15 protein-coding genes are annotated in these 18,274 nt (G+C 74.3%); 4 read left to right on the top strand and 11 right to left on the bottom strand.

All coding sequences use genetic code 11. The features are described 5' to 3' along the window. Positions 1–93 precede the first annotated feature (93 nt). The 7 genes from ACIQJT_RS18160 to ACIQJT_RS18130 all read right to left on the bottom strand — a co-directional run bounded on the left by ACIQJT_RS18160 (position 94) and on the right by ACIQJT_RS18130 (position 5,478). Entirely contained in the window at positions 94–297 is a 204-nt protein-coding gene (locus tag ACIQJT_RS18160; RefSeq protein ID WP_053852328.1) for a hypothetical protein, read from the bottom strand. Next, complete coding sequence (locus tag ACIQJT_RS18155) at positions 294–977, bottom strand: hypothetical protein (RefSeq protein ID WP_402644508.1); 684 nt, start codon at positions 975–977, stop codon at positions 294–296. The genes ACIQJT_RS18160 and ACIQJT_RS18155 overlap by 4 nt, the downstream gene beginning before the upstream one ends. Positions 978–1,216: 239 nt before the next feature. Beyond that, positions 1,217–2,023: a carbon-nitrogen family hydrolase gene (locus ACIQJT_RS18150; RefSeq protein WP_365453732.1), complete on the bottom strand. Its 807-nt coding sequence runs from the start codon at positions 2,021–2,023 to the stop codon at positions 1,217–1,219. Between the two features lie 48 nt (positions 2,024–2,071). Next, positions 2,072–2,833, bottom strand: a complete 762-nt coding sequence (locus ACIQJT_RS18145; RefSeq protein WP_402644504.1) for an SDR family NAD(P)-dependent oxidoreductase — start codon at positions 2,831–2,833, stop codon at positions 2,072–2,074. 48 nt (positions 2,834–2,881) lie between these two features. Then, positions 2,882–3,547 carry a TetR family transcriptional regulator gene (locus ACIQJT_RS18140; protein ID WP_402644501.1) on the bottom strand — a complete coding sequence of 222 codons (666 nt, stop codon included), beginning with the start codon at positions 3,545–3,547 and terminating at the stop codon, positions 2,882–2,884. 315 nt (positions 3,548–3,862) lie between these two features. Then, entirely contained in the window at positions 3,863–4,819 is a 957-nt protein-coding gene (locus tag ACIQJT_RS18135) for an NAD-dependent epimerase/dehydratase family protein (protein ID WP_402644499.1), read from the bottom strand. Beyond that, on the bottom strand, positions 4,816–5,478 hold the full coding sequence (locus ACIQJT_RS18130) for a ScbR family autoregulator-binding transcription factor (RefSeq protein WP_365453720.1): 663 nt from the start codon (positions 5,476–5,478) through the stop codon (positions 4,816–4,818). Before ACIQJT_RS18130 ends, ACIQJT_RS18135 begins: the two co-directional genes overlap by 4 nt. A 185-nt stretch (positions 5,479–5,663) precedes the next feature. On the opposite strand from ACIQJT_RS18130, the gene ACIQJT_RS18125 reads away from it, so the two are divergent. Next, the gene (locus ACIQJT_RS18125) at positions 5,664–6,575 is read left to right on the top strand and encodes a ScbA/BarX family gamma-butyrolactone biosynthesis protein (protein ID WP_402644495.1); all 912 of its coding nucleotides are present in this window, start codon (positions 5,664–5,666) and stop codon (positions 6,573–6,575) included. A gap of 267 nt (positions 6,576–6,842) precedes the next feature. Here the strand turns inward: ACIQJT_RS18125 and ACIQJT_RS18120 are convergent, their stop codons facing one another. Next, positions 6,843–7,748, bottom strand: a complete 906-nt coding sequence (locus ACIQJT_RS18120; protein WP_365453714.1) for a LysR family transcriptional regulator — start codon at positions 7,746–7,748, stop codon at positions 6,843–6,845. 101 nt (positions 7,749–7,849) lie between these two features. Here ACIQJT_RS18120 and ACIQJT_RS18115 point away from each other — a divergent pair, with 101 nt between their 5' ends. Together ACIQJT_RS18115 and ACIQJT_RS18110 are read left to right on the top strand one after the other, a co-directional pair. Then, positions 7,850–8,860, top strand: a complete 1,011-nt coding sequence (locus ACIQJT_RS18115; RefSeq protein WP_402644798.1) for a DMT family transporter — start codon at positions 7,850–7,852, stop codon at positions 8,858–8,860. 118 nt (positions 8,861–8,978) lie between these two features. Then, entirely contained in the window at positions 8,979–9,209 is a 231-nt protein-coding gene (locus ACIQJT_RS18110; protein WP_402644796.1) for a hypothetical protein, read from the top strand. A gap of 4 nt (positions 9,210–9,213) precedes the next feature. Here ACIQJT_RS18110 and mgtA read toward each other — a convergent pair whose 3' ends face one another. Together mgtA and ACIQJT_RS18100 are read right to left on the bottom strand one after the other, a co-directional pair. Further along, the gene (mgtA, locus tag ACIQJT_RS18105; RefSeq protein WP_402644794.1) at positions 9,214–11,739 is read right to left on the bottom strand and encodes a magnesium-translocating P-type ATPase; all 2,526 of its coding nucleotides are present in this window, start codon (positions 11,737–11,739) and stop codon (positions 9,214–9,216) included. Between the two features lie 376 nt (positions 11,740–12,115). Further along, positions 12,116–12,475 carry an ArsR/SmtB family transcription factor gene (locus ACIQJT_RS18100; RefSeq protein ID WP_402644492.1) on the bottom strand — a complete coding sequence of 120 codons (360 nt, stop codon included), beginning with the start codon at positions 12,473–12,475 and terminating at the stop codon, positions 12,116–12,118. Between the two features lie 372 nt (positions 12,476–12,847). On the opposite strand from ACIQJT_RS18100, the gene ACIQJT_RS18095 reads away from it, so the two are divergent. Beyond that, positions 12,848–16,810 (top strand): AAA family ATPase, encoded by a 3,963-nt coding sequence (locus ACIQJT_RS18095; protein WP_402644489.1) that lies wholly within the window; start codon positions 12,848–12,850, stop codon positions 16,808–16,810. Between the two features lie 189 nt (positions 16,811–16,999). Here ACIQJT_RS18095 and ACIQJT_RS18090 read toward each other — a convergent pair whose 3' ends face one another. Next, the gene (locus ACIQJT_RS18090) at positions 17,000–18,241 is read right to left on the bottom strand and encodes an amidohydrolase family protein (protein ID WP_402644486.1); all 1,242 of its coding nucleotides are present in this window, start codon (positions 18,239–18,241) and stop codon (positions 17,000–17,002) included. Positions 18,242–18,274 lie beyond the last annotated feature (33 nt).

Below are 18,274 nucleotides of genomic sequence, written 5' to 3'. Positions count from 1 at the left end.
CGTTTCCGGGCATGGGTCGGCACCGCGCGGCGGTGGCCGGACGGTGGGGTGGCGGATGGGTGGAAGGAGGTGCTGGTGCGGGAGGACCGCCGGTCAGGCGTCGTGCGCCGGTGCGGTCTCGCCGGCCACGAGCGCGGCCAGTTCGTTCAGGTCGTACAGGGCCTGGCGGCGTGTCCCGTACCGGGTGAGCTTGCCGCGGCGGGCCCACTGGCGGATCGTGCCCTCGCGGACGTCGAGGGCGAGTGCCGCCAGCGAGGTGGGGACGCGTCTGCCGGGGGCGGGGTGCGCGCTGTTCATGCCGTCTCCTTGGCCTCGGACATCGACTGGCGGCGGTTCAGCAGGAGCCACTGGCGTGGCGTCAGGACGTGTCCGGCGCCGCACATCGGGCCGCGCAGCACCAGGTCCTCGCCGCCCCGCTCGGGCAGCGTCACCTCGGCCTCGCAGCCCGGTTCGACGCAGGTGCCGAGCGGGACGAGGCCGGCCCTGGGCGGGGCGACCACGAGCCGCAGGGCGGTGGCCACGCGGGCGATCCCGTCGGCCGCCGGGCCCGCGGCGGGGTGGGCGGCCAGCAGGCCGACGTGCCGGCCGAGGAAGGCGGCCAGCGCGGGCACGGTCCGCTCCGGCGGCTGCCCGTCCCCGGTCGCGTCCAGCACCAGCCGGGCCCAGGAGGCCAGTTGTACGACGGCGTCGTGCCGGGCCTCCAGCGCCGCGTCGCTCACGGGCGGCGGGTCCGGGCGGTGGCCGGTGACCCGGGCGAGGCCGCCCTGCCGGGCGGGGAGCACCAGGTGCTGCTCGCTGTCGTGGTGGAGTGCGGGCAGGGCGGCCAGATCGGCGGCCAGGGCGCGCGTGCAGGGTCCGCAGAGCCGGGCGCCCGGTTCGGCGGGCCTGCGCCGCAGGACCCCGGAGCGGGCCGCGCGGTGACAGCGGTTCGACGCGCACTGCGCCGGGAGGGAGCGTCGGGACGTCGGGTCGGCCATGGTCGCCTCACCTTCGGGGAGTTCCGGAAGAAGCCGGAGGAAAACAGGACGAACAGGAGAACCCGGGCAACAAAAAAGCGCCGCTCGATGGCGGCGCTACGGCACTGCGAGGACTCCTGGAAGAAGGCAGACTGCCTCGCGAAAGAGTGTTACACGGCTGCTGCGACGGGCGCAAGGGGCTGGAGGAAGAGATGCGGCGCGGGAGGACGAGGACGGCACCTGCCGTCGCGGGGCTCATGTCAGCGGGGCGCCGGCACACCGAGCACCCGGTCGCGCAGGACGGGGAACTCGGCCCGGGTCTTCGCGACGAGCGCCGGATCGAGGTCGACGACGAGCGTCTCCTCGCCGGGCCCAGCCTCGGCCACGACCTCGCCCCACGGGTCGACGACCACGCTGTGGCCGGCCTGCTCCACACCGGCGTGCGTGCCGGCCGTACCGCAGGCCACGACATACGCCTGTGACTCCACGGCGCGGGCGCGGGCCAGCAGCGACCAGTGGGCGCGGCGCGCGGCGGGCCAGCCGGCCGGGACGAGGAGGAGTTCGGCGCCGGCGTCCACCAGCAGCCGGAACTGCTCGGGGAAGCGCAGGTCGTAGCAGGTGGCGAGGCCCGCCGTCAGTCCCGCGGTGGCGTCGCCGTCGAGCCTGGCGGTGACGGTCTCGCCGCCCCGGGCCAGCAGGGCGGCCTCGCCCCGGTCGAAGCCGAAGCGGTGGATCTTGCGGTACGCACGGGAGAGCCGGCCGTCGGGGCCGAACAGCAGGGAGGTGTTGTACAGCTCGTCCGCCGGGCCGCGTTCGATGACGGAACCGGCGTGCAGCCACACCCGTGCCGCGGCCGCGGCCGCGCTCATCTCCCGGGCGGTGGGGCCGTCCAGCGGCTCGGCGTGCTCGGCGAACGCGTCGAAGGCGAACGCCCCGACCGTCCACAGTTCCGGCAGCACGACCAGGTCGCTGGTGTGCTGGCGGCGGACCAGGCCGGACACGCGGGCACGCCGCTCGTCGGCCGGTTCGTCGGGGCGTACGGCGATCTGGAGGACTGAGGCGCGCACGGGATCTCCGTTTCGTGGTGGGTGGCCGTCAGGGCACGGGGGCGGGGGTCAGCGCAGGTGGGAGGCGCCGTTGACGTCGAGCACGGCGCCGCTGCACCACTCGGCCCGGGCACTGCTCAGCCAGGCCACCGCGGCCGCGATGTCCGAGGGCACGGCGATCCTGCCGAGCGGGCTCTGGCTGCGCACCTCCTCCTCGACGGCTCCGACGAGCACGGGTTCGGTGAGGTCGGTGCGCACGAACCCGGGCGCCACGGCGGTCACCGCGATGCCGAGCGGTCCCAGGGACTGGGCGAGCGACTGGGTCAGCGCGTGCAGGGCGGCCTTGGTGGCCCCGTAGGCGGGGGCGTCGGGTTCGCCCCGGTAGGCGCCGCGCGAGCCGACGTTGACGATGCAGGCGCCCTGCGGGCCCTGGAGGCGGTGCCGCAGATGGTCGACCAGGCACCAGATCAGGTCGGCGGGGCCGAGCAGGTTGACGTCGACCAGGCGCCGCCAGTCGGCCTGCCAGTCCTCGTACGAGGTGGTGGCGACGGGCTGCTCGGCGTACACGCCCGCGTTGTTGACGAGCACGTCGACCGTGCCGAGCCCGGTGACCGCGGCGTCGACGATCTCCCGGGCCGCGCCGGGGGCGCCGATGTCACCGGTGACCAGGACGTGCCCGGTGCCGGGGAGGGCGTCGAGCACGTCCCTCGCGGCCGCGGAGTCGGCACGGCAGTGCACGGCCACGCGGTGCCCCGCGGCGGCGAGTTCGGTCGCGACGGCGGCCCCGATGCCCCGGGAGCCACCGGTGACGAGCGCACAGCGTCGAGTCATGGATCGAGCCTTTTCGTGGAGGGACAGGGGGATGAGGGGGGTGCGGGGTCAGGCCGGGCCGCGAAGGGGCGAGCGCGAGGCGGCCGCCGGACACTCGTCGGCGGGCGGCGGGGGCGGGGCGGCGGTGCCGTGCGGTGAGGTGGTGCCGTGCGGTGAGCCGGTGACGAGCACCAGGGCCCACAGGCACTCCAGTTGGGCGAGCACCTCCTTGCCGGTGCGGCCCTCCCGCAGCGCCGCCTCGGCACCGGCCGTCAGGTAGACGGCCAGCAGCTCCAGTTCCTCGGGCCGGGGCCCGCAGCCGGGGCCCGGCGGTTCGGGGGCGAGGGCCACCAGGTCGCGCAGGACGGCTCGCCAGACGGTGTGCCACCGGGAGGGGACGGCCCGCTCCTGGGTCAGCCGGGCCGCCGCGCGGACGGTGACCTCCTCGTCCAGCAGCCGGGCCACGACGAGGGTGAACTCCACGACCGGCAGCAGGGCGCCCATCGGTGTGAGCCGGGTCAGCGCCCCCCGGGTGATGGCCTCGGCCTCCTGGCACACCGCGCTCGCCAGGTCCGCCTTGGCGCGGAAGTGGAAGGTGAGCGCGCCCATCGTCATCCCGCAGGCCCGGTGCACGGCGGACAGCGAGGTGCCGGCGTATCCGTGCCGGTCGAACTCTATGGCCGCCGCCGCGATCAGCGCCTGGCGGGTGCGCTCCGCTCTCACCTGCTTGACCATGGGCCTGACCTCGGTATTCATCACGGGAACTGACTCCAGGGGCCGCCCGGGCAGCGGTGCTGCGCGCCAGGTGCCGGAGGAGGGGGCCCGTCATGGGGGCCTCCCGTCCGCTCGCGCCGCTGTGGATGACGGGAGGCCGTCGGCCCCGGTCCTGCGAACGTACCGCCGGTTCATCGCGCGGACACCTCCCGTGCCCGGCTCCGCGACGACTTGGCCAAGTTGGACGCGACTTCCCCGGTTTCCACCCGGCTTCCGCACAACTGCGCCGGTCCGCGCGGGACTTCGGCAGCGGTGCGGGCCGGTGCAGAGGCCGGGTCAGGCGGCCGCGAGGTGGGCCCGGTACCAGGGCGCGGCCCCGGCCAGCCGCTCCAGCGGCCCGGGGCCCGGCGCGCAGCGGGCGAGCCGCCAGATCTCCTCGCTCTCGTACCAGTGGTCGAGCGCCAGCAGGGCGAACTGCCGCTCGCTGATCCGGCCGGGCGCCTCCCGGAGCCGCTCCAGGCACTGCTCCCAGGTCAACTCGCCGGTGACCGGCGGCAGTACGTCCAGTTCGGCGAGCCTCGCCAGGAGGTCGCCGCTGCGCACCGGCACCGGGTGGCCGGCGTGGAAGGTGCCGGACGGCACGGCGTCGGGCGCGGTGGCCAGGGTCGTGACCAGCCGTGCCAGGTCCTCTACGGCCACCAGGGAGAGCTGTCCGCGCCCGCCGTCCCAGCGGGCCGGGACCCGCCGGAGCAGTTCGCGCAGTCCGGGCACCACCCAGCGGTCCCCGGCGCCGAGGACGAGTCCGGGGCGCAGGACGACGGCGCCCGCCTGGCGCGCGATCCCCTCGGCGGCCAGCCGGGTACGGCTGGCCGCGGACACGGGCGCGGGCGTGACCCCGTCGACGGGGATGCCGCGGTGCGGGCCGGGTCCGTAGACCGCCGCCGTGGACAGGTGCACGATGCGTCGCACGCCCGCCCGCCGGGCCTCCTCGACGACCGCACGGGTGCCGCCGATGTTGGTCCGCTCGCACTCCTGCTCCGTGCCGTCGACGCGGGCGGCGAGGTGGACGAGGACGTCCGCGCCGCTCGCCGCCCCCTCGAACGACCCGGGGTCCGCCAGGTCGGCGCGCCGCCACTGCACGCCCGGCTGCTCCCGGCCCTCGGCCGGGACGCGGCGGACGAGGGCGCGGACCTCCAGGTCACGGCCGTCCGCCCGGTCGCGCAGCAGTCGGTCGAGCACCGCCCCGCCCACGAAGCCCGTCGCGCCGGTCAGTACGACCCGCAGCGGTCTCATGAAGCGGTCTCCCCCGCTTCGTCCGCGTCCTGCGGCACCTCGGGGGCACCGCCGTTCTCCGGGAACTCCAGCGTGGCGACGACCTCCGGCGGCGCGAGGGCCGGCAGCAGGCAGCGCAGCATGCTCTCTATGCGTTCGGGCAGGTCGCCGCGGGCGCTGGAGAGCCGCGACATGATCTGCGTGCCGGTGTACGCGGCGACGATCACCTGGGCGAACGCGGACTCGTCGACCTCCGGCCGGAGCTGGCCCAGGTCACGGGCCTCGGCGAGGTGGGTGCCGAACTGCTCGGCCCACCAGTCGTAGATCGAGTAGTTGAGCAGGTCCACCTCGCTCTGCTCGACGGCGAGCCGGACGCCGGCCCGGAACAGGACGTTGGAGCGCATCTCCACAGCCAGGTACTGGCACACGTCGATGAGCTGTTGCAGGCCCTTCTTCCCGCTGGGCCACTTCAGCTCGGCGGCCTGTTCGACGATGACCGCCCGGGCCAGTTCCTCCTTCGACTTGAAGTGGAAGTACATGGCTCCGGTTGTGGTCCCGGCCTTCCGCAGGATCGCGTTGAGACCCGCTCCGTGGTAGCCGACCTGGTCGAACATCTCCGCGGCCGCGCTGATGAGCGCCGCCCGGGTGCGCTCCGCGCGCTCCTGCCGTTGTCGTGCCATCGGCAGACTCCTCGTACCTGTAGACAAACAAAAAGAACGACCTCTATTTTATTCACGTCGAAGCCGCCCTGTCACCGTCGGCGGCGTCGATTCACTTGCGCGTGCCCAACTCGGACGACACCGCATCAGGGGGAACCACCATGACCATCGATCTCGCTCAGCACGGCCTTGCTCATCGTTTTGAGATGGTTTCAGCCGATTACACCCACAAGACCAACCAGGACGAAGTGCTCCTGCGCAACTGGCGGCGGACCGGCCCCGACACCTTCACGGTGACGGCCGCCTGGCCCGCCGGCCACCGCTTCTACGTCAGCCGCCTGGGCCTGCACGACCCGCTCCTGCTCAGCGAGACGGTGCGCCAGACGCTGCCGCTGCTGTCCCACGGCGCCTACCGGGTGCCGTTCGGCCACCAGTTGCTGTGGAAGGACTTCGGCTGGACCCTCGACCCGGAGGCCGCACGGGTGGACGGGGGCGGGGGGCCGGCCGAGCTGGAGCTGCACATCACGTGCCACGACGTGACGTACCGGCGCGACCGGGCCGCCGCGATATCCCTGGGTGTCGAGGTCGAGCGGGGCGGACGTCCGCTGGCCACCGCCCACTCCCGCTTCACCATCCAGGACCGCACGGTCTACAACCGGCTGCGCGGGTCGTACGCCGACGCCGCGGCGGCCACCGCGCGCGCCGTGCCACTGCCGCCGCCGGCCGGTCTGTCACCCTTCGGCCGGGACCGTTTCGAGGACGTCGTGCTCGCCGCGACCGACCGGCCCGACCACTGGCAGCTCAGGGTGGACACCACCCACCCCGTGCTCTTCGACCACGTCGTGGACCACGCCCCCGGCATGCTGCTCCTGGAGGCCGCCCGCCAGGCCGCGCTGGCCACCGCGCACCCCCGCCCGACGGCCGTCACCGGCATGGAGTCCGACTTCGTCCGGTACGCCGAGATGGACGCCCCCTGCTTCCTCCACGCCGAGCGCCTCACGGAACCCGGCCGCGTCCGGGTCGGCGCCCGCCAGCACGACCGCGAGATCTTCTCCAGCGTCGTCACCCTCACCCCGGCCCCCACCACCACGGCCACCCCCGGCGACCTCGCCGCCTGACCCACCCGAACGAGGGCCCGGCCGGGTGCGGACGGGGTGGGTGGTGCGTAGATGCAGGGCATCCGGTCCGCGATGAAACCCGACCAGGCACGGACCGGCCCCGTCGACACCGCCCCCCGGTCGGTCCGACCGGGACGGACACCGCTTGGCCGCCGCACTCGACCCCCGCCCGCCCGGCTGTCGCGGCCGTGGGGCTGCGGGCTCCCCCGGGTGCGGATCAGCGCCCGGCGCGGGCGTCGCCCTCACCATGCCCGGCCGGGCCGGGGGTCACCGCGTCGCGGGGTCGTTGGTCGCCGCGTCCCGGAGGGCCGTCAGGAGGTCGCGGAGGGCCGGCTGGTCGAGGGCGGTCTCCCGGGCCACCGCCGAGATCACGCGGACCGGTTCGGGGTTGCGGACCGGGCGGACGACTACCCCCGGGTGACGGCCGCGCAGGCCCAGGCGCGGCATCAGGCCGACACCGAGGCCCGCCGCGACGAAGCCCTGCGCGGTGGCGTAGTCCTCGCTGCGGATGACGAAGTCGGGGCTGAAACCGGCCGCCGCGCAGGAGTCGATCACCGGCTCCAGGCAGGGGCCGGGCGGTTCGCTGCCGACCCACTGCTCCCCGGCCAGCTCGTGCAGGTCCACGACCTCCCGGTCCGCCAGCGGATGCCCCAGGGGCAGGACGGCGGCGTACGGGTCGTCGAGCAGATGGACCAGGCGGAACCCGTCCCCCGCCCGGCCCCGGGCCTGCACGACGACGGCCAGGTCGGCCCGGCCCCGGGCCACCTCCTCGAACGGGTCCTCCGGGTCGGCCAGTTCGAGGTCGACCCGTACGCCCGGGTGTTCCGCGCGGAGGCGGGCGAGGGCCGGCGCCACCAGCGTGGAGCCCGCCGTGGCGAAGTAGCGGACGGACAGGGTGCCGATGCGTCCGGCGCGCAGGTCGGCGAGGGCGGTCTCCGCCTGGGCGACCGCCGAGCTGATGAGTGCCGCGTGCTCGGTGAGCAGCAGGCCGGCCGGGGTGGGCCGCACCCCCCGCCCCACCCGTTCGAGCAGGGCCGTGCCCGCCTGCTTCTCCAGCGCCGCGACCTGCTGGCTGACGGCGGACGGGGTGTAGCCGAGGTGGGCCGCGGCCGCGGTGACCGTCCCGCTGGTGACCACCGCGCGCAGGACCTGGAGACGCCTCACATCGAGCATGTAGTACAGCTTAACAGAATGAGTAGAACCATTTGCTTGTCCTCACAGTTCGACTGGGGCATCGTCGAAGGACGAGAGCGGGCCGACAGGATGGAGGAGCCATCGTGAACAGCGGTGCACGGAGTCTGCGGGGCGGAATACGAGTGGCGGTGCTCGCCCTGCTGTGGGGCTCGACCTTCCTCTGGATCGAACTGGCGCTGCGCGGTCTCTCCCCGCTCCAGGTCACGTTCGTCCGCTGCCTCGTCGGGGCGCTCGTCCTCACCGTCACCTGCTACGCGTCGGGCAGGCGCCTGCCCCGCGGCCGGACCGTCTGGCGGCACATCGCCGTCGCGGCCTTCTTCTGCAACGCGCTGCCCTTCGCCCTGTTCAGCCTGGGCCAGCAGACCGTCGGCTCCGGCCTCGCGGGAGTCCTGAACGCCACGACCCCCCTGTGGTCGATCGCCCTCGGCCTGGCCCTGGGCTCCGAACGCGGGCTGTGCCCGGCCCGCCTGGCCGGTCTGGTCCTCGGCTTCGCCGGCACGGTCCTGATCCTCGCCCCCTGGCAGTCGGCCGGGGCCACGAGCTGGGGAGCCCTCGCCATCCTCGGCGCGGCCGCCAGCTACGCCGTCGCCTTCACCTACATGGGCCGCACCCTGGTCCGCCGCGGCACCCCCACCATCTCGCTGTCCGCCGCGCAGCTCGTCGCCGCGAGCGGGATGACCGCCGTGGCGCTGCCGGTGGGCGGCCTGGAGTCGGTCGACCCCGGTCCGGCGGTCGTGGTCGCGGCCCTGGTCCTCGGCGTCTTCTGCACCGCGATCACCTTCCACCTCACCTACCGGATCATCAACGACGAGGGCGCCACCAACGCCGCCGTGGTCGGCTACCTGCTGCCCGTGGTCTCCGTGCTCCTCGGCGCGATCGTCCTCGGTGAGGGCCTGAGCGTCCGGGTCGTGCTGGGCATGGCCGTGGTCCTGGTGGGCGTCGGACTGACCAGGCGCAAGGCCGGGGCGGCCACGCCGGAGGACACGGCGGCCACGGCCCCGGAGCGGACCGGCGCGCGAGAGACCGCGGAACACGCCCCCGCCGACCCGCCGTCCACCCCGCGTCACCCGGCCCTGCACAACGCGGGCTGACTCCGGCACACCGACCGGGACGACGGTCCGCCCCGACCTCAGGACAGCGGCCTCAGGACATCGACCCCCAGGACGATTGCGCAACCTCTAAACTGTCGCCGTGGACGCAGCGGAGACAGTGGAGACGGCCGGCGTGACCGGCTGGGAGGTCGCCGTCCTCGACGGCGGACCGGCCCACGGGATGCGGGTCAAGGTCGCCGACCGGCCCCGGGTCGTGCAGGTGTCGTACCCCTGCCGCGCGGAGGGCGCCCCGTCGGGGGTGCGGGTCGACGGCGTCTACGTCTACCGGCTCGACCACGCGGTGACGGACGAGCCCCTGCGGTACGGCTTCGACATCGCCTGCCCCTGAGCGGTCAGCCGCCGGACCGGTCGTCCGTGCGGCGCCTCGCCGCCAGCAGGCCCAGCGCGTACAGGGCGAGGACGGCCGCGAGCAGTCCGTAGTACACGCCGGGCAGTGCGCTCATGCCCAGGGCCGCGCCGGGCGGGGACATGGGCAGGAGCAGACCGGTCGCGGCCAGCGCGGCGGCGGCCCAGGTCACCGGGCCCGGCCGGCGGCCGCCCCGGCCCGCCGGGCCGAGGGACAGCAGCACCATCACCACGGCCTGTGTCAGCAGGTTCTCCGTGAACCACCCCGAGTGGAACAGCGTCTCGTCGTCGCCCGGGCCGCGCAGCGCGAGGGCCAGGACGCCGAAGGTCGCCAGGTCCGCCACGGCGTTCAGGGCGCCGAACCCGACGATGAACCGCAGCAGTCGCCGGGGGTCCAGGACGCTCGGCCGGCGCAGGGCGGACGGGGCGGGACGGTCGTGCGCGAAGGCCAGTTGGGCCGCGTCGAAGCACAGGTTCTGGACGAGGACCTGGGCCGGGAGCATCGGCAGGAAGGGCAGCAGGAGGCCCGCGGAGAGCATCGCGATCACGTTGCCGAGGTTGGAGGAGAGCGTGATGCGCAGGTACGTGGCGATGTTGCCGCCCGCGTGCCGGCCGGCGGCGACCGCGTGGCCGATCGCGGTGAGGTCCTTCTCGGCGAGGACGAGGTCCGCGCTCTCGCGGGTCACGCCGGCCGCGTCGTGGGGGGCGACGCCCACGTCGGCGGAGCGCAGCGCGGGCAGGTCGTTGACGCCGTCGCCGAGGAAGCCGACCGTGTGGCCGGCGGACCGCAGGGCCCGGACGACACGGGTCTTGTGCTCGGGGGTGCAGCGGGCGAAGACGGTCGTACGGCGGGCCAGTTCGGTGAGTTCGGCGTCGGTGAGGGTGTCGAGGCGGTCGGCGCCGAGGACCCCGGCCACCGGGACCCCGAGATCACGGCAGGCCCGGACGGCGGTGCCCGGGTGGTCGCCGGTGAGGACCTTGACGGTGACGCCCCGTGCGGCGAGTCCGGCGAGGGCCTCGGCGGCGGTGGGGGCGAGGTCGTCCCGGAGGGTGACCAGGCCGCGGAAGGTGAGGCCGCGTTCGCGGGGGCGGTCCCCGGCGGGCCGTTCGGCGGTGGCGACCGCGAGGACGCGCAGTCCGTCCGCGGCCTGGGCGTCGGCCAGCCCGCGCAGGCGGGAGCGCTCGTCGCCGGACAGCGCGCAACGTGCCAGTACGGCCTCCACGGCGCCCTTGGTGATCAGGGTGTGCGTGCCGGGCCGGCCGGGGGTGCGGACGACCACGGTGGCGAGGCGGCGGGCCGGGTCGAAGGGGAGGGCGGTGACGCCGTCGTACGCCGTGAGGGCGTCCTCGTCGGCGGCGGCGAGCAGGGCCTCGTCCAGGGCGTCGGGGGCGGGGAGCTCGGCGAGCTGGAGCGACCACCAGGCCGCGGCCGCCGCCCGGCGCAGGACCTCGGGGTCGTCGTGGCCGTCCGCGTCCAGCGCGCGGTGGACGACCGGGCGGTCCTGGGTGAGGGTGCCGGTCTTGTCGACGCACAGGACGTCCATGGCGCCGATGTCGTGCAGGGCGGGCAGCCGTCGCACGATGACGCCGTGGGTGCGGGCCAGCAGGGCGGCGCCGCGGGCGAGGCAGGTGGTGACGAGGACCGGCAGCATCTCCGGGGTCAGCCCGACCGCCACCGCGACGGCGAAGGGGAGGGTCTCCAGGCCGCGGCCGCGCAGGGCGGCGTTGGCCATGAGGACCAGGGGCGGGGTCAGCAGCGCGAACCGGATCAGGACCCAGGAGACGCCCCGGACGGACCGTTCGAAGGCGGTCGCCGGGGGTTTCCCGGCACGGCGGTGGGCGGCGCCGGAACGGGTGTCGCCGCCGGTCGCGACGACCACGGCGGTGGCGCTGCCGGAGGCGACGCTGCTGCCCTGGAAGCAGAGCCGGGGGTCCTGGAGGACACCGCCCTCCCCCGGCTCCCCGTCCGCGGACTTCTCCACCGGCGCGGACTCCCCGGTGAGCGCGGCCTGGTGGACGGTGAGCCCGGTCGACCGCAGCAGTCGTACGTCCGCGGGGACCAGGTCGCCGGGGCCGAGCCGTACGACGTCGCCGGGCACGAGGTCCGCCACCGGGATCTCACGGGTGACCGGGGCGCTGTCCTCGCCGGCCCGGCGCTGGACCGTGGCGGTGGTCGCCACCAGGCGGCGCAGCCCTGCCGTGGAGCGGCCGGCACGGTGTTCGCCGGAGGCCCGAAGCACGCAGCTCACGGCGACCAGCAGGAGGATCACCGCGGCGGTGCCCCAGGCGAGGACGGCGGCCGACACCAGTCCCAGACACAGCAGCACCGCGGTGAAGGGGTCCCGCAGACTCCGGGCGAAGAGACGGGGCCAGGAGGGATCGCGGCCGGCCGGCACCACGTTCGCCCCGAACCGCGCCGACCGCTCCTCGGCCTGCGCCTCGGTCAGCCCCCGCGGTCCGGCCCCGAGTCCCCGGAGGACCTCGAGAAGACTCCCGTCCGACCCGCCTCCCAGACCCTCGTCCCGCCCGGCTCCGGCGCCGACGGAAGAAACGATCCGCAGAACGGGAGGTCCCGGAGTGGGGGCAGCGTCAGCAGCGCCGGCCCCGTCGGCAGGCCGGGTCCCTTCAGGAGTGCCGGAACCGTCAGGAGTGCCGGCGTCGGCCTCGGTCCCCGGCGAGGGCGGCGAAGGGGCGCCGGCCCCGCCCGGAGGAACCGACGCAGCCGCGGCCAGGACCCCGGACCCCGACCGCACCGACCCGGCAGGGCCCGCCGCCACCGTCGGCCCTTGTGGAGCGTCGGCCTCGGCAACCCGCTCGGACGCACCCCCGCCCGGACCGACCGGCCCGGCAGAGGGGGCGCTCCCGTTCTCCTCCCGCGCCCCCGACCGCTCAGACACCGGCCTCGCGCAGGCGGTCCGGGGTCGCGGAGGAGGTTTCGCGGGCCGTCAGCTGGCCGACCATGACGCGGACGACGGTCACGATGTCGGGGTCGTCGACGTAGTAGATCTGCCGGCGGCCGTCGCGGCGGGAGCGCACGAGCCCGGCCAATTTCAGTTTCGCGAGGTGCTGGCTGACCGCGGGCAGCGCGCCGCCGACCCGGTCGGCGAGGTGGGTGACGTCGCTCTCGCCCTGGGACAGCGCCCACATGATGTGCAGCCGGGCGGAGGAGGCGAGCAGTCCGAACACGGCCGCCGCCTCGGCGAGCACCTCCGACGACGGGTCCTGGAAACCGCCGACGATCTTCGCCACCGCCCTCTCCCGTCCTCTCGGGCCCGTCCTCTCGGGTCAACCGCCGGACCAAGTGTAGGGGCGGCGCAGTGATCGTCCCGCTTCGTCCGGTACCGGTCCCTCCCCTCGTGGGGACCGGTACCGGAGGAAGCGGGTGACCGTGGGCGGAATGTGGCCGAGAACGTGCGGCGCGCTGAGTGGCGTGCGGGGCGCTGGGCTGGTGGCCTGTCATGGCGTCGCCCGATGGCTGGGCCGCAGGGTCGTGATCCTGCCAGCCGGGGGGCGGACAGAGGAGGTTCCAGCGCCGGAGACAGTGCGTTACCGCAGGTCAGCCGTATAAAGTGAGTTTTCCGGTCCGGATTCAACCGCGAGGCAAGTAAGGGGTGGAAGACCTTGAGCTCCGACTCAGGAGCACGCACGGCCTTCGCGGAGCGTCTCGCACTGTTGTACAGGGAGGCAGGGAATCCGCCCCTCAAGCGCGTGTCCGAGGGAGTCGCCCGGCTCCAGCGCGTGGACGAGCGCGGGCGCCCGGTCCGGGTGTCCGCGCAGCGGATCAGCGACTGGCGGCGGGCCCGGAACGTGCCCGCCCAGTTCACCGCCCTCGCGGCCGTGCTGCACATCCTCATTCCCGAGGCCCGGCGGATCAGTCCCACCCCCGTCTCGGCCGGTCTGTACGACCTCGGCCAGTGGCAGAGGCTGTGGGAGCGCGCGCTGGCGCCGGACGAGGACGAGAGCCCGCAGCCCGAGCCCCCCGCCGGGGTGTGCCCGTACCGCGGCCTCGCCTCCTACCGGCAGGAGGACGCCCGCTGGTTCTTCGGCCGGAAACGGAGCACGGAGGCCCTCGTCCGGCTGCTCCGCTCGGCGGCCGGGACGAGCACCGGCGGCCTGGTGATGCTCGTGGGCGCCTCGGGCGCGGGCAAGTCCTCGCTGCTCAACGCGGGTCTGGTGACCGCCCTGGAGAAGGGCGCGCTCGGCGGTTCCGGCGAGGACGGCGGCCGCCCGGTCCTGCAACTCGTGCCGGGCGCCGATCCGCTCACCGAACTGACCGGCCGGATACCCGAGCTGGCACCGGTCGTCTCGGCCGCGCGGACCGGCGGACCGGACATCGACCACCCTCCCGAATTCGGGCACGCCGTCCGGGAAGCGGTCGCCTCGTGGGCTCAGCGCGAGGCCGCCACCGCCCGGCCCGTGGTGATCGTCGACCAGTTCGAGGAGGCGTTCACGCTCTGCTCCGACGAATGGGTCCGGCGCACCTTCGTCCGCCTGCTGCACGCCGCGTGCACACCCGCCGGCCCGGACGCGCGGGCCCCCGCCCTGGTCCTGCTGGGTGTCCGCGCCGACTTCTACGAGCGCTGCCTCGACCATCCCGAGCTGGCCGACGCGCTCCAGCACCGGCACATGGTGCTCGGTCCGCTCACCGGCGGGGAACTGCGCGAGGCCGTGACGGGTCCGGCCCGGGCCGTGGGCCTGGAGCTGGAGCCGGGGCTCGCTGAGCTGATCGTGCGCGAGGTGAGCGCCGACGGTCCGCGCGGGGCGCACGACGCGGGCGTGCTGCCGTTGCTCTCGCACGCCCTGCTGGCGACCTGGCAGCGCCGCAAGGCCGGGCGGCTGACCGTGGCCGGCTACCGGGCGGCCGGCGGTATCCAGGGCGCGGTCGCGGCCACCGCCGAGCGGGCCTGGTCCCGGCTGGACCCGGCGGCGCGCACGGCGGCCCGGCTCCTGCTGCTGCGGCTGGTGCGGCTCGGCGAGGACACCCAGGCCACCCGCCGGCGCGGCACCCGGCGCCGGCTCACCGCGGAGTCGGCCGACCCCGGGAAGACGGAGGAGTCGCTGGAGGCCCTGGTGCGGGCCCGCCTGGTGACGCTGGACGCGGAGACCGTGGAGATCACCCACGAGGCACTGCTGACGGCGTGGCCGCGGCTGCGCGACTGGATCGACGAGGACCGCAGCGACCATCTGCTGCGCCAGCGCATCGAGGAGGACGGCCGCTCCTGGGAGGGCTCGAACCGGGACTCCTCACTGCTGTACCGGGGCTCGCGGCTGGAACAGGCGCGGGCCTGGGCGAAGTCCGCCGGGGACACCTATCTGACCCGCAGCGCGGTGGAGTTCCTGGCCGCCTCGGTCCGGCTGCGCCGGCGTACCGTCCTGATCGCCCGGGGCGCGGTGTCGGCGCTGGTCGTCCTCGCGTTGGTGGCCGTCGGTTCGGCGGTGGTGGCCTGGCAGCAGCGCAACGACGCCGTGTTCGAGCAGGTCGTCGCGGAGGCGGACCGCGTCCAGTCCACGGACCCGTCGCTGTCCGCCCGCATCGACCTGGTCGCACACCGTCTGCGGCCCGACGACGAGGGCACCAACACCCGCCTGATCTCCATCGTCAACGCACCGCTGGCCACCCCGCTGACCGGTCACACCGGTGCCGTGTACCTGACCTCGTTCAGCCCGGACGGAAAGCTCCTCGCCACCGCCGGCTACGACCGGACCGTCCGGCTGTGGGACGTCGGCGACCGCCGCCGGCCCAGACCCCTGGGCGAGCCCCTCGTGGGCGGCACGAGCTGGGTGAGCAGCGCGGTCTTCAGCCCGGACGGCAGGACCCTGGCCAGTGCCGGCGACGACGGGACGATCCGGCGTTGGGACCTGACCGACCCACGTCACCCGAAACCGCTGGGCGCTCCCCTGACCGGTCATGACGGCACCATCTACCTGATCGCGTTCAGCCCGGACGGCCGCACCCTGGCCTCCGCCGGCGAGGACCGCACCGTACGGCTGTGGAACACGAGCGGCGCGCAGGAGCCGCCGGTCGTCCTGACCGGGGCCGGTGCCGCCGAGCGGTCCGTGGCCTGGAGCCCCGACGGGCACACGCTCGCCGCCGGGGGTGACGACAACACGGTCCGGCTGTGGGACACCACCGATCCCCGGCACCCCCGGGCGTACGACAGGGTGCTCCAGGGGCACACCGGTCTGGTGCACTCGGTCGCCTTCAGCCCGGACGGGACCGAGCTGGCCAGCGGCAGCGCGGACGACACCGTCCGGCTGTGGGACGTGCGCGATCCCGCCGACCCGGGTCCGGTCGGCTCGCCGCTCACCGGTCACACCGGCCCCATCTGGTCCGTGGCCTTCAGCCCCGACGGGAGCAAGCTCGCCGCCGCCAGCGCCGACAGCACGGCGAGCCTGTGGAACGTGACCGACCCCGCCTACCCCTCACAGGTCGGCGAGCCCCTCGCCGGGAGCAGCGGGGAGATGTACGCGCTGGGGTTCAGCCCCGACGGCCGTACGCTCGCGACCGGCAGCGGTGACAGCAAGGTGCGCCTGTGGTCGATCCCGGCGGGGGACCTGGTGGGCAGCAGCGGGGCGTTCCGACGGGACGGCGACGTGCTCGCCACGGCCGGGCGGGACGGGCGGATCCGGCTGTGGGACGTGACGGACCCGGACCGGCCCGTGGCCCTGGGCAGGCCGTTCACCCCCGTGGTGCGCGACCCGTTCTCCCAGGTGCTGTTCTCCCCCGACGGCCGCACGCTCGCGGTGCTCACCACCGGCCGGGTCCAGTTGTGGAACGTCACCGACCTGGCCCACCCCGTGCCCCACGGCCCGGCGCTCGTCCTGCACTCCCGGTTCATGGGTCCGGACGCCCTGGCGTTCAGCCCGGACGGACGCACCCTGGCCACCGCCTACGACAGCCGCAGCCTCCAGCTGTGGGACATCACCGACCCGGCCCGCCCGGTCTCGCACGGCCCGATCGCCGGCCACCGGGGGTACATCGACAGCCTCGTCTTCAGCCCGGACGGCCGGACCCTGGCCAGCGGCAGCGCGGACGGCACCATCCGGCTGTGGAGGGTGACGGACCCGGCCCGGCCGGCCCCGCTCCGCAAGCCGCTCACCGGGCACACCGGGCCCGTCAACGTGCTCGTCTTCAGCCCGGACGGGCACACCCTGGCCAGCGGCGGCGACGACGACACGGTCCGGCTGTGGGACGTGACGGACCCCCGGCGCGCCGAGCGGACGGGGGCGGCGCTGACCGGGCACAGCGAGGCGGTCGTGTCGCTGACCTACAGCCGTGACGGCGCCACGCTGGCCAGCGGCGGCCACGACAACACGGTCCGGCTCTGGGACGTGGCCGACCCGTCCGCGGCCGGCCCCATCGGACAGTCGATGAGCCCCAGCGCCAGGACCGGCAGCTTCCTCTCCTTCAGCCCGGACCGGCGCATGCTCGGGGTCTCCAGCGGCGCGGACACCATCCGGCTGTGGGACCTGGACGTCGACAACGCCATCGACCGCGTCTGCGCCACTACCGAGAACGTGCTGACCCGCCAGGCCTGGGAGGAGTACCTGCCGCGGCTCTCGTACGATCCTCCGTGCGACTGAAGCGCATTACGTGATCCCGATCACAACTTCTCCTCGCAGCCGAGCAGTCCGCTCCCACTGTTCCTGCGGCCTTGTTAGTGTTGGCCACAGCCCGACCGCTGGTGCATCCCCCGTCGCCAGCGGTCGGGTCTTTTCGTCCGTGACCGGCCACGCCCGCCGGTGCGAACAGGGCCGGCCCGGCCCGTCGGCCTACCGGTCGAGGTCGAGGTCGAGTTGCAGCATGCGGATCGCGTTCCCCCGCAGCAGCTTGTACGTCACGCCCTCGGACAGCCCGGCCACGTGCTCCCAGGCGACCTCCTTGGTGTGCGGCCAGGTCGAGTCGACATGCGGGTAGTCGGTCTCGAAGGTCGCGTTGTCCACGCCGACGGTCTCGATGGCCTCGATGCCGTGCCGGTCGCGGAAGAAGCAGCAGAAGATCTGCCGGTAGTAGTACGTCGACGGCGGCTCCGGGATCAGGTCCTTGACCCCGCCCCAGGCCCGGTGCTCCTCCCACACGTCGTCGGCGCGTTCCAGGGCGTACGGGATCCAGCCCATCTGGCCCTCGCTGTACGCCAGCCTGAGCCGCGGGAACCTCACCAGAACCCCGCTGAACAGGAAGTCCATCATCGAGGCCATGGCGTTGTTGAAGGACAGGGAGGCCTGGACGGCGGGCGGGGCGTCGGGGGACGCGGCCGGCATCTGGGAGCTGCTGCCGATGTGCATGTTGACGACGGTCCCGGTGTCCTCGCAGGCCGCGAAGAACGGGTCCCAGTAGCCGGAGTGGATCGACGGCAGCCCCAGATGGGTGGGGATCTCACTGAACGTGACGGCCCTGACGCCCCGTTCGGCGTTGCGCCGGATCTCCGCGACCGCCAGCTCGACGTCCCACAGCGGGATCAGGCACAGCGGGATCAGCCGGCCGCCGCTGTCCCCGCACCACTCCTCGACCATCCAGTCGTTGTAGGCGCGCACGCAGGCGAGCCCGACCTCCTTGTCCTTGGCCTCGGCGAAGGTCTGTCCGCAGAACCGCGGGAAGGTGGGGAAGCACAGGGATGCCTCGACATGGTTCATCTCCATGTCCTCCACCCGGGCCTTGGGGTCCCAGCAGCCCCGCCGCATCTGCTCCCGGGTGATCCCGTCCAGGGTCATCTCGTCCCGCGAGAAGCCGACGGCCGCGATGATCCGCTTGTACGGGAAGAGCTCGCCCTCGTACTCCCACCAGTCCGTGAGCTGGCCTTCCGGATCGGTGGTGAACCGGTACCTGCCGCCGACGTACGCGAGGTCCCCGATGCCGGCGGTCAGCGGCTTCGGCCCCCTGTCCCGGTACTTCGCCGGAAGCCAGGTCTCGAAGAGGTGCGCGGGCTCGATCACGTGATCGTCGACGCTGATGACTCTGGGGATCTCCCTGACGCCCGGTCCCGTTCCGGTTCCGCTCTCGGTGGTGACGGCCATTGCCTGCCCCCTAGCCGGTATCTGATGGATCGT

Origin of the sequence: Streptomyces sp. NPDC091972, assembly GCF_044756385.1 — a bacterium.
In the GTDB taxonomy this organism is placed as follows: Bacteria; Actinomycetota; Actinomycetes; order Streptomycetales; family Streptomycetaceae; genus Streptomyces.
This window is presented reverse-complemented; position numbering and strand designations above follow the sequence as displayed.

What these genes read in the sequence shown, in the direction of transcription:
- ACIQJT_RS18140 (WP_402644501.1), bottom strand. Translation starts at nt 3,547, where the DNA reads ATGGTCAAGCAGGTGAGAGCGGAGCGCACCCGCCAGGCGCTGATCGCG.
- ACIQJT_RS18125 (WP_402644495.1), top strand. Translation starts at nt 5,664, where the DNA reads ATGGTTTCAGCCGATTACACCCACAAGACCAACCAGGACGAAGTGCTC.
- ACIQJT_RS18130 (WP_365453720.1), bottom strand. Translation starts at nt 5,478, where the DNA reads ATGGCACGACAACGGCAGGAGCGCGCGGAGCGCACCCGGGCGGCGCTC.
- ACIQJT_RS18145 (WP_402644504.1), bottom strand. Translation starts at nt 2,833, where the DNA reads ATGACTCGACGCTGTGCGCTCGTCACCGGTGGCTCCCGGGGCATCGGG.
- ACIQJT_RS18135 (WP_402644499.1), bottom strand. Translation starts at nt 4,819, where the DNA reads ATGAGACCGCTGCGGGTCGTACTGACCGGCGCGACGGGCTTCGTGGGC.
- ACIQJT_RS18160 (WP_053852328.1), bottom strand. Translation starts at nt 297, where the DNA reads ATGAACAGCGCGCACCCCGCCCCCGGCAGACGCGTCCCCACCTCGCTG.
- ACIQJT_RS18155 (WP_402644508.1), bottom strand. Translation starts at nt 977, where the DNA reads ATGGCCGACCCGACGTCCCGACGCTCCCTCCCGGCGCAGTGCGCGTCG.
- ACIQJT_RS18090 (WP_402644486.1), bottom strand. Translation starts at nt 18,241, where the DNA reads ATGGCCGTCACCACCGAGAGCGGAACCGGAACGGGACCGGGCGTCAGG.
- ACIQJT_RS18120 (WP_365453714.1), bottom strand. Translation starts at nt 7,748, where the DNA reads ATGCTCGATGTGAGGCGTCTCCAGGTCCTGCGCGCGGTGGTCACCAGC.